This is a genomic window from Arthrobacter sp. YN, from assembly GCF_002224285.1.
Lineage (GTDB): Bacteria > Actinomycetota > Actinomycetes > Actinomycetales > Micrococcaceae > Arthrobacter.
Map to the genome: position 1 here is coordinate 4,492,324 of NZ_CP022436.1, position 14,258 is coordinate 4,506,581.

Below are 14,258 nucleotides of genomic sequence, written 5' to 3' on the forward strand. Positions count from 1 at the left end.
AGGAGCGCTCACACCACCGAGCGTGACTCCATCACGGTCTTCAGCTGCTCCAACTGGGCAACTTCGCTTTCCATGGTTTTCTGGATCATGCCGTTCATCAGTTTCTGCAGGCCCTTGGGGTGGTATTCAAGGGCGAATCTGAGCCGGGTGGTCTGGCCTTCGGTGCTGAGGTAGTAGCCGCCGGTAGGACGGGCGGGTCCCGCGACGACGGCGAAGCGTACTTCCGCTCCGGGCCGGGCTTCGGTGATCTGGAAATCAGCGGCGATGGGGCGGCCGCCCGGACCATTGATGGTCTGCTGGTAGAGCGCGCCTTTGTGGCCGCGGAGGCCGGACCGCAGTGATATGCTGCGGATCCCGGACCGCCAAAGGGAGTTGTTCATGCCGTCCATGAGGAATCCGTACACGGTCATGGCGTCCCGGCTGATCACCACTTCGTAGTCTGCAAATGCCACGGAAACCTCTTTCGGCGTACGGTTCGATATGTCTTAGCCCGGTTCCCCATACGCTGCAGCTAACACTTTCAGAATAGTCAGCACGCGCGGCACTGGGGCACATAAGCGGCGAGCCTTGACCGAATGGTTATCTGGCGCTTCACAAAGTTACGACTGACAGGGCATGGCACCACGGGGTAGAGTTCCCGAGGCTGGCAAAAACCGATTTGGGGGCGTTATGCGGGTACTGGGACATCAAACTTTTGCAGTGAAGGCACGACGACGGGTGGCCGCGTGCGCGGTTTTCCTCGCCATGGCGGTGGCAGGCGGCGTTGTCACGGCGGGTCCCGCCACGGCGGCAGCACCGACGAAGATACCCGCCACGGTGAACCCGCTGCCGAGCGTGGACCCCATCGGGGACCCCGCCAACTTTTCGGTCCTGGTCAACAAGTCGCGGCCACTGACTCCGGCGAGCTACGCGCCGTCGGACCTTGTTAACGCGCGTGGCTCGGGCCAGTACATGCGTGCGGAAGCCGCCGCGTGGCTCAACGGCTTGTTCCAGGGCGCAGCTGACGCAGGCACGGGTGGCTTGTCGGTCGTGAGCGGCTACCGGTCCTATGCGCAGCAGCAACAGGTTTACGCGTATTACGTCAGCATCTACGGCCAGGCCTATGCGGACACCATTTCGGCCCGCCCCGGGTACAGCGAGCACCAGACGGGGCTCGCCATGGACATCGGCAACGCCGCCGGCAACTGTGGCCTGAGCACCTGCTTCGGCGATACCGCGGCGGGTAAGTGGGTAGCTGCGAATGCCCACAAATACGGCTTCATTGTCCGCTACCCCAACGGTTACACGGGCACCACGGGCTACAGCTACGAGCCGTGGCATTTGCGCTACGTGGGCGTAGCCCTGGCCACTGACATGAACCGGCGCGGGTTCCCGACGCTGGAGCACTACTTTGCGGGCAACACCGCCGCCGCAGCAAGCATCAAGTCCGGCGCCGACCTGGTGGCTGCTGACCCGTCAGGCCGTCTGTTGCGCTACCCAGCGACGGCGGCCGGCGGCTATGCCGGTGCCGTCCAGATCGGTTCGGGCTGGACCGGGTTGAAGCAGGCCTTCGTGGTGGACTGGGACATTGATGGCGTCTACGACATCCTGGCGCAGTGGAACAACGGTGTCCTGGGTGTGTACCGGGGCCTTCCGGGCGGCGGGTTCGCCAACCAGGTTGTGGTGGGCAACGGCGGCTGGGAGCGCATGACCATCACCGTGGGTAAGTGGACGCACAAGCATGGCCGGCCCGGCGTCGTCGGCTATTTCCCGGACGGTGTGCTGCGCTACTACCCCAACACCTTTGGTGGTGCGCTAAGCGCGCCGCAGATCATCGGCAAGGGCTGGAATGGCATGGAGCTGACCATCGCCGACTGGGAAGGCGACGGCGCCAACGACATCCTGGCGAGGACAGGTTCCGGGGCCCTGATTAATTACCGCGGCGATGGATGGGCAGGCTTCTACGGACCGGCTACCACCGTGGGCACCGGCTGGCAGTACATGCGCGTCCTGGCCCCCAGCTTCGGGCTGACTGGCGCGGGCACCCGCGGCATCACGGCACAGACCGCCGACGGCAACCTTTACAACTACGGGCTGGGCCGCGGCCAGTGGACAACGTACCGCCAGGTGGGCTCCGGCTGGAACGGCCTGAAACTGTTCAAGTAGGCGGCCGACGCGCCTGTCATGGGCAGCCCCTCAATTGCGCTAAGCTAGGACTCGCTCGGGGCGAAAATTCCCGGGCAGCGCGGGCGTAGCTCAATGGTAGAGCGCTAGCTTCCCAAGCTCGATACGCGGGTTCGATTCCCGTCGCCCGCTCAAGGAAAACCCCGGATCCCACGATCCGGGGTTTCTTTGCGTCCAAGGACTGAATGCGACGGCGGTACTCACCAAACAGGGCCGCGCACCCGTCGACCGGAGGGGCTCCCGAGCCTAAACTCGTACGTACATCCACTTATCCGGGAGGTCCTCCAATGACTCTCACCGACGCTGGTGAGGCGGGTCCGCTCGCCGTCATCAACCGCCTGCTGGAAGCCACGAACAAGCACGATCTCGAAGGCCTGGCGGCTTGCTTTGCGCCGGGTTATGTCAACGAAACGCCGGCGCATCCCACCAGGGGCTTCACTGGCCGGGACACCATCCGCAGCAATTGGGAGCAACTCTTCACAGGTGTTCCGGACATCAAGGCGCATCTCCTCTCACACAGCGTCAACGGCAGCTCCATCTGGACCGAGCTGCACCTGAAGGGTGCGTGGCGCGATGGTACGCCGCACGAAATGACGGGCGTCATCATCTTCGGCGTGGACGAGGGCATCATCAACAGCGCGCGTTTTTACCTTGAGCCGGTGGAAAAGGCGGCAGCGCTGGACGATACCGCCGATCGTGTGACCCACCGCGTCACCCATGGCCGTCCTGCGGCCGAACCGGCCCAGTAACCCAAGCACGGTGACCCAAGCGAAGTGACCTCGGCCACTGCTTATCCGTGCGAGGTGTATCGTCAGGAGTCAGGAGCCATTTCGGCTCCGCTCTAAGGGAGCCATCATGGGCGACAAATCACCGCGCCAAACTGCATCGAAGAAATCCAGCAAATCCATCAAGGAAAAAAGGGCGGACAAGCGGGCGTCTGAGTCCTCCGCCACCGAGGCTGCAAAGCCTTCCACCGGCAACAAGAAGTGACCGCGCCAACCGCCCAGCTGAGCATAGGCGTCCTCGCTTCCTCGCTGAAGCCCAATGAGCGCCGCCTCCCCATCCATCCCCAGCACTTGGAGCGCATCGACCCGGAAGTGCGCCAACAGCTCCGGTTTGAATTCGGCTATGGCGAGCGGTTCGGCGTCTCTGACAGCACGCTGGAATCGCTGGTGGGTGGGCTCGGCACACGCCAGGAATTGATCGCCGGCAGCGACGTCATCCTCCTGCCCAAGCCGCAGGCCCAGGACTTGGCCGAACTCCGCGACGGTCAAACGCTGTGGGGCTGGCCACACTGCGTCCAGGACCGGGCCATCACGCAACTGGCCATCGACAAGAAGCTCACGCTCATCGCGTTTGAGGCCATGAATCACTGGGCAGGCGACGGTGGCTTCGGCCTCCATGTTTTCCATAAGAACAACGAGCTCGCAGGATACTGCTCTGTGCTGCATGCCTTGGCACTCACGGGGTCAACGGGCGACTACGGACGCCGGCTAAGCGCCGTCGTCATCGGTTTCGGAGCCACTGCCCGTGGCGCCGTGACGGCGTTGAATGCCCATGGCGTCCACGACGTCCAGGTCCTGACCAACCGTGGCGTCGCCGCCGTCGGGTCACCCATTCATTCGGTGCGGATCGTGCAGTTCGACCATGACAGCAATGCGCCTTTCCTCAGCGAAGTCATCACGGACAGGGGGCGCAAGCCCTTGGCGCCGTTCCTGGCCGCGGCCGACATCGTGGTCAATTGCACCCTGCAGGACCCCAACGCCCCGCTGACGTACCTTCGCACGGAGGACTTGACGGAGTTCCGGGCTGACAGCCTGATAGTGGACGTTTCCTGCGACGAAGGAATGGGGTTCAGCTGGGCACGCACCACCACGTTCGACGAGCCCATGTTCCGTGTGGGCGGGCACGTCAACTACTACGCCGTGGACCACAGCCCGTCGTATCTTTGGAACTCGGCGAGCTGGGAAATCAGCGAGGCCTTGCTGCCGTTCCTGGACACTGTGGCAGCGGGCCCGGCCGGGTGGGATGCCAACGAGACCATCTCGCGGGCCATCGAAATCCGCGACGGCGTCATCCGTAACCCGGATGTCCTGGCATTCCAAGGACGCTCAGCGGAGTACCCGCACCTGCCAACGGCATAACGACGCCCACCAGGAAGCGCCCGCGGTCCTGCCGCGGGCGCTTCACCTGTTTAATCCGTCTGGGATGGGGGGCTATGCCGGCTGGGTCTCCTGCACGATCCGCAGCACCCGCCGCCGGTCACGCAGGTCCACCTTCAGGTGCAGCGAAGACTTCCGGGCAAGGACGACGGCGACTACCGCAGCGGCGATGGCCGGCACGCCACCCGAGATCAGGACGGCAAGGTGCGGACCAAAGTGCTCGGCCAGCCAGCCCATCATGGGGCCGCCGATGGCCTGACCGCCGATCAACACCACCAGGTAGAGACTCATGACACGGCCGCGGATGCTCATGTTGGAGCTGGTCTGCACCATTTGGTTGGCCGCAGTGAGGAACGTGAGGCACCAGAATCCGGCGAGGACCATGGTGACGCTGAACCACACCATGGACGGCATCAGCGATGAAACACAGAGCATGAGACCGTACAGCCCCGCCGACGTCACTACCGACCTCAACCGCAGCTGGCGACGCCGGGTGGACGCCACCGCTCCCATCAGTGCACCGAGCGCAACCATGGCGTTCAGCAGGCCGTAGCCTCCGGCGCCGGCGTCGTACACGTGGTCCGCAAAGGCGGCCAGCAGCACCGGCAAGCTCATGGCGAAAACGGCCACAAACCCGGCCATCAACCACGGCCAGTAAATGGTGGGCTTGCTGAGTGCGTAGTTGAGGCCTTCGCGCAGCATCCCCTTTTTGCGGGGCGTCGGCTGGCTGAGGTGCAGCTGGTCCTTGCGAAGGATCAACAACATGGCAACGGTGGAGCAGCAGGCCACGGCGTTGGCAGCGAAGGCCCAGCCGGCACCGACGGCGGTGAGCAGCACACCCGCCAGTGCGGGCCCGATCAAGCCGCCCAGCTGGAACGTCGTCGAGTTCACGCTGATGGCGTTCCGCAGGTATTTGGGGCCGACGAGCTCGTTGACGAACACCTGCCGGGCCGGCTGGTCAAGGACCGTCACAAAACCCAGGGCAAGTGCGATGACGTAGACGTGCCACACTTCGACACGACCACTCAACGAGAGCACCGCCAGCGCTGCAGCCAGCACGGCCGCCGCAGACTGGCAGATGATGAGGATCTTGCGCTTGGCAAAGCGGTCGGCAATCATTCCGCCCCATGGTCCCAGGAACAGTGAAGGCATGAACTGCAACGCCACGGTAATGCCGACGGCGGTGACGGAACCGGACAGCTGCAGCACCATCCAGTCCTGGGCGATGCGCTGCATCCAGATGGCGATCACGGCAATGAAGTGGCCGATCGCGAAAATCCTGAAGTTGGGGACCTTCAAGGAGATGAAAGTATGGCGCCAAGGCAGCTTTTCACTCACGACGGCGAGTGGCTGGGTGACGGTGTCCGGCTGGTTTGTGTCCGGCTGGTTTGTGTCCGGCTGGTCTGTATCCGGCAGCGGGCGAGCGGACAGGGAATCGATGACGGGCTGGCTGACGTTTGCCGCTGAAGGCGGTGGGGGTGCCAAAAGTAGTCCTCGGATCGAGAGTTTCGGTGGGATACGTTTAACGCTATGGTTGCCAGCAGCAATTATGGAAGCGTATTGCGCCTATAACTAGCATTGCGGAATGCAATGAGCTGCTTGCAGCGCAAGGGATGCGGCGCAGTACTTTGGCCCGGCGCTGACCTGCGCTTAGAGGAGTTCCGTGTTCGAACCTGTCCAGCTCCGCTCCTTCCTGGCCGTCGCCGAAACGTTGAGTTTCACCAAGGCAGCAGAACGGCTTGGGCTTGCGCAGCCCACCGTCAGCCAGCACGTCCGCAAGCTCGAGGCCGCCGCCAAGCGGGTACTCGTGGCCCGGGATACCCGTGAAGTCAGGCTCACTGACAACGGTGATGCCATGGCCGGTTTTGCCCGCAACATCCTTGCTGCCCACGATTCCGCGGCCCGCTACTTTTCCGGCTCGGCCATGCGGGGCCGCCTCCGCTTCGGGACAGCCGACGACCTCGCCATCACCGGCCTCCCCCGGATCCTTCGCGAGTTCCGGCAGCTCTACCCGCAGATCAACCTTGAGCTCACTGTCAGCCAAAGCGACCAGCTGTACAAGCGGCTCAATGCCGGGCAACTGGACCTGGTGTTCGTGAAATGGGTGGCCGGAGCAAAGGAAGGGACGGTGGTCCGGCACGACAACTTCGCGTGGGTGGGCGTGGAGCAGACAGTGCTGGAACCGGGCGCACCCGTGCCGCTGATTGCGTACCCGGCACCGAGTTTGAGCCGGAAGCTTGCCATCGATGCCTTGGAAGCGGAAGGCCGGACATGGCGGATCACCTGCAGCACCAAACAGATCAGCGGAGTGCTCGCGGCCGTCCGGGCCGGGATTGGAGTCGCCGTAATGCCGGCATCGCTGGTGCCCGAGGACCTGAAGGTCATCACCCAGCGATTCGGCCTGCCGCCGGTGGGCGACGTGGACTTCACCCTGATCCGCAACCCGTTGGCCAACGCCGAGGTGATCGATGCCCTGACGCAGGCGATCATGGGCAGGACGCTGAGCAAGTCGAACTAGCCACCGAGCCCCCGGAAGCAGCCGGCGGCCGTAGTACGCTCACCCCATGACTCCCGCCAAGCTCGTCCAGCCGTCCGCAAAGTTCCATGAGTCCTGGCTGGAAAGCTACGACGAGTGGGGCACCCTTAACCAGGATGGCTCAGCGGCTTTTGTGGCTGCGAGATACGACCTGGATCTCCGCGACAGCAGCCACTTCGCGGAATGGGTTCGCCTGCTGCACGAGTTGCCCAAGGAGAGCTTCCAACCCCCTGAAGGCTTGGCCAACCAGAGCACCATCTGGGTTGTCGAGGACGACGCGTATCTGGGGGCCGCCAGCCTCAGGCACTCGTTGGCCAACGACTACCTCACTGAGGTGGGAGGCAACATTGGCTACGGCATCCGGCCCAGCGCGCGGGGGCGGGGGCTCGCGAAGCTTGCATTGAAAGGCGCCCTCCAGGAGGGTCGCTGCCTCGGCATGGATCGCGTGCTGGTGACGTGCAAGCAACCGAACGTGGCGTCCGCCCGCACCATCGAGGCGTGCGGCGGCGTTCTTGAAAGCGTCCGGCCACCGGAGAGTTTTGCTCCGGATCTGGGAGTGACGGAAGCGATACGGCGTTACTGGGTCCAGCTGTAGCGTGTAGATGTGCGCGGAAATGTTCAGCAGGCGATACGCCCTTACCGGGTAAGCGCATTCCCCGTATCCTGTAAACATGATCGACCTCACCACGCTGGCTGACCTCACCCCTGGCATCTGTTCCGTGACTCTCCGCTCCCACGGGATTGACGAGGTGGTCCGTATTTCATCGAACGCAGGCCTGGCCGGCATCGAGTGGGGTACTGATGTGCACGTCAGCGACACGGCGTCCGCGGCGCACGCAAAAGAAGCAACTGAAGCGGCAGGACTCACGGTTCTATCGCTCGGCTCGTACTACCGCTGCGGTGCCTTCGGAGATTTCGATCGGGTCCTGAACCTCGCCACGGCGCTCGGCGCCCCGCGAATCCGGGTGTGGGCCGGCGAACAGGGTTCGGCCGGCGCCAGCCAGGAACACTGGGACGCAGTTGTGAAGGACACGCAGCGGATTGCGGATCTCGCGGCCGCCCATGGCATCGCCATCGCGTTTGAGTATCACGGCAACACCCTCACCGACTCGCCCGCCACCACCCTGGAGTTACTGAACCGGGTGAACCATGCCAACGTCGGCACTTACTGGCAGCCCGCCGTCGGACTTTCAGACCAGCAGGCGCTGGAGTCCCTTCACGAAGTCCTCCCCCACGTGGTGGGCGTCCACTGCTTCTCCTGGGGGCCGGTTGCCGAACGCTTCCCGCTGCGGAACCGGAAGTTGCTGTGGCAGACCGTCACCGACGTCCTGCGCGGACACGGCAAGGACCTGGACATCATGCTGGAATTCGTCCAGGACGACCTTCCGGACAACGTCATCAACGACGCCTCATTCCTCCACACCATCACCCTGGGCGAGGACTGACACCGCGAACTCATGGCAGTTACTTAGTCCAGCCCCGACGGCCAAGCCATGATGCGCAGAGCGCCGGCCACTGATCCGCGCCGGCCGTTCCCGAAGCCAGGCCAAGGCCGTGGACGCCATGCGGGAAGACATGCAGTTCCACCGGGACACCGGCCCTACTGAGCGCGCCGGCATAAGCGAGACTGTGGCTGATGGTGACGGATTGGTCGTCGGCGGTATGCCAGAGGAACGCCGGCGGCGTTGTTGGCTTGACGCGCAGATCCGTGGAAAGTTCCCGCAGGACCTCAGGGGCGGCACCTGGTCCGGCGAGGTTGTCTACGGACCCTTGATGGACCGAATCCACGAACGAAATGACCGGATAGCAGAGGATGCTGAGGTCCGGGACAGCCTCGACGGTATCCAGCGAAGGATCACCGGTGGCTACCTCCACGGACAACGTGGACGCGAGATGCCCGCCGGCCGAAAACCCCAGGACCCCCACCTTCGACGTGTCCACCTTCAGGCCGTGGTCGCCGTTGCGGATCCACAGCATCGCCTGCTTGGCATCCACCAACGGGGCCGGGTGCTGATCCGGCGCCACCCGGTAGCGCAGCACGAACGCGTGGATTCCCAATGAAGCCAGCCATTCCGCCACTGGCTCGGCCTCGTGCTCTGCCTGCTTCGCGTAACCCCCGCCGGGAAGCACCAGGATGGCTGGCGCAGCTTGAGTGGAACGCGCAGCACCAGTGGAACGTTCGACGGCGGGAATCACCGTCAGCGCCCGGGGCGCCTGCGCTGGTGGCAGCTGGGTTGGTGGCGGCTGGGTTGGTGACGGCGCCTGCGCTGGCGGCCCCGCCGTCGTCATACCTGTGATTCCACCGGAGTTTCGGTGCTGCGGCGGAGCTTGACCGCGCCGCTGACGGGAGGAGTATCCGGATCTCCCGCAGCGAGCCTGCCAATATCTTCGAGCGGCAGGTGCACGGTGGACAGTGCGGGCCGGAAGTCGCGCAGGGTTTCAATGTCGTCGAAACCGGCGATGGTGGCGTCGCGGGGAATCCACACGCCCTCCGGCCGAAGCGCCGCCGTAACGCCGATGGCCATGACGTCATTGACGGCAAAGATGCAGAGGCGTTGATTGGAGGACTTGATCCGTTCGGCAAGCGCCTGGCCGGCTTCATATCCGCCGGCCCGGTTGAATCCAGTGCGGATCACCTCGGCGGCGGGCCTCCCAGCGTCCGCGAGCCCGCGCTGGAAACCGCGGACACGGTCGTCTGATGTGTAGAGGCCCTCGGGTCCGGCAATGATCAGGAAAGCACCGTCATGCGTGGCGGCCAATTCCACAGCGAGGCCCGCAGCCAGTTCCTCGTTGGGGACTTTCACCACGTGGTAGCCCTCGCTCGTGGACGCGCCCACCACCGGGTGGCCAACAACCCCCACGTGGCCGCCATTGCGGCAATAGCGGTCCAGCTCGGCGGCCAGCTCGGTATTTCCTTGCTTGTCCTCAGCCCGCACGGAGCGCGAACCGGCAATGACGATCGAGTCGGCGCGACGCGCAGCGAAGGCTGCCACGGCCTCTTTTTCATCCGAAGGAGCCCCGGAAGTGGTGGCCAGGAGCACCATGCGGTTCTGCTGACGGGCGGCTTCCTGGACTCCGCGGGCGATCGCAGAGAAGTAGGGATCGGCGATGTCGTGGACAACCAGTCCGATCAAGCCCGAACTCGACTTGGCCAACGCCTGCGCTTGCGCGTTGGGCACGTAGCCGAGCTTGTCGGCGGCCTCGCGGACGCGTTCGGCAATGTCTTCGGCGGGCTTCCGGGATGAGCCGTTGAGGACCCTGGATGCGGTGGCCAGGGAGACCCCGGCCAAACGGGCAACTTCACTCAGTGTGCTGGCGGCCACGGGGCCCTCCTTGTCTGCAAGCGTCGGGACTGGCGCTAGGGAAATTATGTCAGTCTTCCGCGAGTTTTGGGAAAGCGCTTGCCAATCCGGCGAGTCATGGTGCATGATCGATTGCAACGGGAATGCGCTTTCCCACTGGAACTGCAAGCACCGGCTTCCGCACCGCGACCGGCACACAAGGCACTGGAGAAAACATGGGCTACGAAACAAAGACGATCCGCATCGCCATGAACGGCATCACCGGCCGTATGGGCTACCGCCAGCACCTGCTGCGGTCCATCCTCCCCATCCGCGACGCCGGCGGCTTCACCCTGGAAGACGGCACCAAGGTTCAGGTTGAACCGATCCTGGTAGGCCGCAACGAAGCCAAGATCCGCGAACTCGCCGAGCTCCACAAGGTCTCCGAATGGACCACCGACCTGGACGCCGTCATCGCCGATCCCACCGTTGACATCATCTTTGACGCTTCCATGACCAGCCTCCGCGCCGCCACCCTGAAAAAGGCAATGCGCGCCGGCAAACACATCTTCACCGAGAAGCCCACGGCCGAGACCCTGGAAGAGGCCATCGAGCTGGCACAAATCGGCAAGGACGCCGGCGTCACCGCAGGCGTCGTGCACGACAAGCTGTACCTCCCCGGCCTGGTGAAGCTCCGCCGCCTGGTGGACGAAGGCTTCTTCGGCCGCATCCTCTCCATCCGCGGCGAATTCGGCTACTGGGTCTTCGAAGGCGACGTCCAGGCTGCACAGCGCCCGTCCTGGAACTACCGCAAGGAAGACGGCGGTGGAATGACCACGGACATGTTCTGCCACTGGAACTACGTCCTTGAAGGCATCATCGGCAAGGTCAAGAGCGTCAACGCCAAGACCGCCACGCACATCCCCGCCCGCTGGGATGAGGCCGGCAAGGAATACAAGGCCACCGCCGACGACGCCTCCTACGGCATCTTCGAGCTCGTTACCCCGGGCGGCGACGACGTCATCGGCCAGATCAACTCCTCCTGGGCCGTCCGCGTCTACCGCGACGAACTGGTGGAGTTCCAGATCGACGGCACGCACGGTTCCGCCGTCGCAGGTTTGAACAAGTGCGTTGCGCAGCAGCGCGCCCACACCCCCAAGCCCGTCTGGAACCCGGACCTGCCCGTCACCGAATCCTTCCGCAGCCAGTGGCAGGAAGTTCCCGCCAACGCTGAGCTGGACAACGGCTTCAAGCTGCAGTGGGAAGAATTCCTGCGCGACGTCGTTGCCGGCCGCGAACACCGCTTCGGCCTGCTCTCCGCAGCCCGCGGCGTGCAGCTGGCCGAGCTCGGCCTCCAGTCCTCGGCCGAGCGCCGCACCATCGACATCCCGGAGATCACCCTCTAATGACGTCACTGATTCTTCCTACCTACGACGGCGGCACCCGCGAGTACCGCCTTCAGCCCGCCACCGCGTGGGTCAAGCCGACAGCACCGCTGACCGCCCGCCGCGCCTACGCCGCAGCGCACGTCATCCCCGAGGTCGCAGCCGACAACACCCCCGGCGCCCCGGCGCAGCTCGACTGGGACGCCACCCTGGCGTACCGGCACGAGCTCTGGTCCTACGGGCTGGGCGTAGCCGACGCCATGGACACTGCGCAGCGCGGCATGGGCCTTGACTGGGCCGCCACCCAGCAGCTCATCAAGCGCACGGGTGCCGAAGCCGCTTCCGTGGTGGCTTCGGGCAACGCCGCCATTACTGGCAAGTCCGTCCGCGACCTCGTTTCCTGCGGCGCAGGCACCGATCAGCTGGATATCGCAGCCCTCCCCGAGGGCGCAGCGGGCATCCAGGCTGTCATCGACGCCTACCGCGAGCAGGTCGCCGTCGTCAGTGAAGCAGGACCCAAAGTCATCCTCATGGCCTCCCGTGCCTTGGCCAAGGTCGCCAACGGCGCCGACGACTACCTGCACGTCTACTCGACGCTCCTTCAGGAAGTTGACCAGCCGGTCATCCTGCACTGGCTGGGCACCATGTTCGACCCCGCGCTGGCTGGGTACTGGGGCTCTGACGACGTCTCCGTTGCTACCGAAACGTTCCTCAGCCTGATCCGCGAGCACTCGGACAAGGTTGACGGCGTGAAGGTTTCGCTGCTGGACGCCTCACATGAGGTGGCCCTCCGCGCCAACCTTCCGGAAGGAGTCCGTCTTTACACCGGCGACGACTTCAACTACCCGGAACTGATCGACGGCGACGAAACGCACCACTCGGACGCTCTGCTGGGCATCTTCGCTGCCATCTACCCGGCCGCTTCGGTCGCGTTGCAGAAGTACGACGCCGGCCAGGGCGCCGAGGGTCGCGCCATCCTGGACTCCACCCGAGAGCTCGGAAAGCACATCTTCAGCGCACCCACGTTCTACTACAAGACCGGCATCGCGTTCATGTCCTGGCTCAACGGCAAGCAGCCCGGATTCCAGATGGTGGGCGGCCTGCACTCGGGCCGCTCGGTCCTGCACCTGGCCAAGACCTTCGAACTGGCAGATCAGGCCGGTTTGCTGAAGGATCCGTCGCTGGCCGCGTTCCGGATGTCCGACTTCCTGCGGATCAACGGGGTGGGCGCATGAGCGCGGACTTCTCCCGGCTTTCGCTGAACAGCGCCACCACCAAGAAGTGGACGCTTGCTGAAGCCGTTGACGGCTGCGCACGTGCCGGCATTCCCGCGATCGGACCGTGGCGCGACCGCGTGGCCGAGGCCGGACTGGACAAGGCAGCCAAGCTCATCAAGGATGCCGGTCTCCGCGTTTCCTCGCTCTGCCGTGGTGGTTTCCTGACCGCGGCCGATGCCGAGGGACAGGCCGCTGCCCTGGCTGACAACTTCGAGGCCGTCCGCGAAGCCGTAGCCCTGGACACCCAGGAACTGTTCCTGGTGGTTGGCGGGCTCGCCCCGGGCGAGAAGGACGTGGTGGCGGCACGCCAGCGCGTCGCTGACCGGCTCGAGGAACTGGTTCCGTTCGCTTCCGAAAACGGTGTGCGCCTGGTGCTGGAACCGCTGCACCCGATGTACGCCGCTGACCGCGCGCTCATCTCCACCCTCGGCCAGGCACTCGACCTCGCCGCGCCGTACGACGCAAAGGCTGTTGGCGTCGCCGTCGACACCTTCCATGTCTGGTGGGATCCGGAACTGAAGGCGCAGATCGAACGTGCGGGCAGCGAGAACCGCATCGCCTCCTACCAGGTGTGCGACTTCAACCTGCCGATCGCCGCTGACGCGCTGCTGTCCCGCGGCATGATGGGCGACGGCGTCATCGACTTCGCCACCATCGGCACCTGGGTCAGGGACGCCGGTTACAAGGGCGACATCGAGGTTGAAATCTTCAACCAGGAGATCTGGGACGCCAACGGCGACACCGTCCTGGAGACCATGAAGCAGCGCTACGCGGAGCTCGTTCTCCCGTTCGCGTAACAACGTGATCCTCCCGCGGATGCCCTAAGCTCCGCGGGAGGATCGCTCCAAAAACCAGCGGGTTCCTGCCACGGTCACGGCAGGGGCCCGCTTTTTGGTGTCCTGATTTGTGTCGGCTGTGAGTCCTCGAAAGAGCAGGTGAGATAAAAGGTACACAGCTGAAACATTGCGTCGATGGGCGGAAACAATGGCCACATACGCTGGTTTTACCTGGACAAAGAAGTCCACGAAACCACTGAAAGGACACCACCATGATGCTCTTGAAGACGCTCAGCTTTTTCCTCGATGCCAGCAGCAGCCAGAGCGGCCCGTCCGGCGAAGCCAGCCCCGAGCACTCCCCCGCTGTTACCGCGCGTCTGACCTCCAGCGCTTGGGAGGGCTGGTGGGATGACGCCGATCAGGGCTTCCCCGCTGAAGCCTGAGCCGTTTCAGAAGGCCGGTTCAGGAAGCTCGCGCGGCAAGCTGAACCTTGGCCCCCGGCAGGCCGATGAAGGTGACCGAACCGCCGTCGGGCCCTTGCAGTTCAAGGCTGATGTTCCGCGATCCTTCGAGGGGTTGCACGGAGCCCACCCGGAAAACCTCACCGCTGATCCGGACGCTGTCCCCATGCCGGATGGCTTTGAGTTTCTTGTTCCTGCCGTCAGCATTCACCGTTGA

General features: G+C 64.4%; 16 protein-coding genes and 1 tRNA gene. 12 read left to right on the forward strand and 5 right to left on the reverse strand.

Annotation, left to right across the window (positions count from 1 at the left end; all coding sequences use genetic code 11):
• Window positions 1-8: 8 nt before the first annotated feature.
• A complete protein-coding gene (locus CGK93_RS20630; RefSeq protein ID WP_089596431.1) occupies window positions 9-452 on the reverse strand; it encodes a hypothetical protein in 444 nt (147 codons plus the stop codon).
• Window positions 453-699: 247 nt separating this feature from the next.
• Between CGK93_RS20630 and CGK93_RS20635 the strand changes: the two genes are divergently transcribed.
• From CGK93_RS20635 to CGK93_RS20650, 5 genes are all read left to right on the forward strand, one after another.
• Window positions 700-2,145 (forward strand): M15 family metallopeptidase, encoded by a 1,446-nt coding sequence (locus tag CGK93_RS20635; RefSeq protein WP_232481439.1) that lies wholly within the window; start codon window positions 700-702, stop codon window positions 2,143-2,145.
• A gap of 79 nt (window positions 2,146-2,224) precedes the next feature.
• Window positions 2,225-2,295: transfer RNA gene (locus CGK93_RS20640), tRNA-Gly, on the forward strand.
• 155 nt (window positions 2,296-2,450) lie between these two features.
• On the forward strand, window positions 2,451-2,912 hold the full coding sequence (locus tag CGK93_RS20645; protein ID WP_089596433.1) for a nuclear transport factor 2 family protein: 462 nt from the start codon (window positions 2,451-2,453) through the stop codon (window positions 2,910-2,912).
• Between the two features lie 106 nt (window positions 2,913-3,018).
• Window positions 3,019-3,153, forward strand: coding sequence for a hypothetical protein (locus CGK93_RS24450; RefSeq protein ID WP_011776304.1), 135 nt, complete (start codon window positions 3,019-3,021; stop codon window positions 3,151-3,153).
• Window positions 3,150-4,307 (forward strand): N(5)-(carboxyethyl)ornithine synthase, encoded by a 1,158-nt coding sequence (locus CGK93_RS20650; protein ID WP_089596434.1) that lies wholly within the window; start codon window positions 3,150-3,152, stop codon window positions 4,305-4,307. Before CGK93_RS24450 ends, CGK93_RS20650 begins: the two co-directional genes overlap by 4 nt.
• 72 nt (window positions 4,308-4,379) lie before the next feature.
• Here CGK93_RS20650 and CGK93_RS20655 read toward each other — a convergent pair whose 3' ends face one another.
• Complete coding sequence (locus tag CGK93_RS20655) at window positions 4,380-5,810, reverse strand: MFS transporter (RefSeq protein WP_089596435.1); 1,431 nt, start codon at window positions 5,808-5,810, stop codon at window positions 4,380-4,382.
• A 178-nt stretch (window positions 5,811-5,988) separates the two neighbouring features.
• Between CGK93_RS20655 and CGK93_RS20660 the strand changes: the two genes are divergently transcribed.
• The 3 genes from CGK93_RS20660 (at window position 5,989) to CGK93_RS20670 (ending at window position 8,306) form a co-directional block, all read left to right on the forward strand.
• Window positions 5,989-6,843, forward strand: a complete 855-nt coding sequence (locus tag CGK93_RS20660; protein WP_026543322.1) for a LysR substrate-binding domain-containing protein — start codon at window positions 5,989-5,991, stop codon at window positions 6,841-6,843.
• Between the two features lie 46 nt (window positions 6,844-6,889).
• Entirely contained in the window at window positions 6,890-7,456 is a 567-nt protein-coding gene (locus CGK93_RS20665; RefSeq protein ID WP_089596436.1) for a GNAT family N-acetyltransferase, read from the forward strand.
• A 76-nt stretch (window positions 7,457-7,532) separates the two neighbouring features.
• Window positions 7,533-8,306 (forward strand): sugar phosphate isomerase/epimerase family protein, encoded by a 774-nt coding sequence (locus CGK93_RS20670; protein WP_089596437.1) that lies wholly within the window; start codon window positions 7,533-7,535, stop codon window positions 8,304-8,306.
• Window positions 8,307-8,325: 19 nt separating this feature from the next.
• Here the strand turns inward: CGK93_RS20670 and CGK93_RS20675 are convergent, their stop codons facing one another.
• On the reverse strand, window positions 8,326-9,150 hold the full coding sequence (locus tag CGK93_RS20675) for an alpha/beta hydrolase (RefSeq protein WP_089596438.1): 825 nt from the start codon (window positions 9,148-9,150) through the stop codon (window positions 8,326-8,328).
• Window positions 9,147-10,184, reverse strand: a complete 1,038-nt coding sequence (locus CGK93_RS20680; RefSeq protein WP_089596439.1) for a LacI family DNA-binding transcriptional regulator — start codon at window positions 10,182-10,184, stop codon at window positions 9,147-9,149. Before CGK93_RS20680 ends, CGK93_RS20675 begins: the two co-directional genes overlap by 4 nt.
• 194 nt (window positions 10,185-10,378) lie before the next feature.
• Here CGK93_RS20680 and CGK93_RS20685 point away from each other — a divergent pair, with 194 nt between their 5' ends.
• From CGK93_RS20685 to CGK93_RS23890, 4 genes are all read left to right on the forward strand, one after another.
• A complete protein-coding gene (locus CGK93_RS20685) occupies window positions 10,379-11,548 on the forward strand; it encodes a Gfo/Idh/MocA family protein (protein WP_089597660.1) in 1,170 nt (389 codons plus the stop codon).
• Window positions 11,548-12,762, forward strand: coding sequence for a dihydrodipicolinate synthase family protein (locus tag CGK93_RS20690; protein WP_089596440.1), 1,215 nt, complete (start codon window positions 11,548-11,550; stop codon window positions 12,760-12,762). The genes CGK93_RS20685 and CGK93_RS20690 overlap by 1 nt, the downstream gene beginning before the upstream one ends.
• On the forward strand, window positions 12,759-13,601 hold the full coding sequence (locus tag CGK93_RS20695; RefSeq protein WP_089596441.1) for a sugar phosphate isomerase/epimerase family protein: 843 nt from the start codon (window positions 12,759-12,761) through the stop codon (window positions 13,599-13,601). The genes CGK93_RS20690 and CGK93_RS20695 overlap by 4 nt, the downstream gene beginning before the upstream one ends.
• Window positions 13,602-13,852: 251 nt before the next feature.
• Window positions 13,853-14,023, forward strand: a complete 171-nt coding sequence (locus tag CGK93_RS23890) for a hypothetical protein (protein WP_198318282.1) — start codon at window positions 13,853-13,855, stop codon at window positions 14,021-14,023.
• Window positions 14,024-14,042: 19 nt separating this feature from the next.
• Here the strand turns inward: CGK93_RS23890 and CGK93_RS20700 are convergent, their stop codons facing one another.
• Window positions 14,043-14,252, reverse strand: a complete 210-nt coding sequence (locus CGK93_RS20700; protein WP_089596442.1) for a hypothetical protein — start codon at window positions 14,250-14,252, stop codon at window positions 14,043-14,045.
• Between the last annotated feature and the right edge of the window lie 6 nt (window positions 14,253-14,258).

What these genes read in the sequence shown, in the direction of transcription:
- CGK93_RS20645 (WP_089596433.1), top strand. Translation starts at nt 2,451, where the DNA reads ATGACTCTCACCGACGCTGGTGAGGCGGGTCCGCTCGCCGTCATCAAC.
- CGK93_RS24450 (WP_011776304.1), top strand. Translation starts at nt 3,019, where the DNA reads ATGGGCGACAAATCACCGCGCCAAACTGCATCGAAGAAATCCAGCAAA.
- CGK93_RS20665 (WP_089596436.1), top strand. Translation starts at nt 6,890, where the DNA reads ATGACTCCCGCCAAGCTCGTCCAGCCGTCCGCAAAGTTCCATGAGTCC.
- CGK93_RS20670 (WP_089596437.1), top strand. Translation starts at nt 7,533, where the DNA reads ATGATCGACCTCACCACGCTGGCTGACCTCACCCCTGGCATCTGTTCC.
- CGK93_RS20675 (WP_089596438.1), bottom strand. Translation starts at nt 9,150, where the DNA reads ATGACGACGGCGGGGCCGCCAGCGCAGGCGCCGTCACCAACCCAGCCG.
- CGK93_RS20685 (WP_089597660.1), top strand. Translation starts at nt 10,379, where the DNA reads ATGGGCTACGAAACAAAGACGATCCGCATCGCCATGAACGGCATCACC.
- CGK93_RS20690 (WP_089596440.1), top strand. Translation starts at nt 11,548, where the DNA reads ATGACGTCACTGATTCTTCCTACCTACGACGGCGGCACCCGCGAGTAC.
- CGK93_RS20695 (WP_089596441.1), top strand. Translation starts at nt 12,759, where the DNA reads ATGAGCGCGGACTTCTCCCGGCTTTCGCTGAACAGCGCCACCACCAAG.
- CGK93_RS23890 (WP_198318282.1), top strand. Translation starts at nt 13,853, where the DNA reads ATGATGCTCTTGAAGACGCTCAGCTTTTTCCTCGATGCCAGCAGCAGC.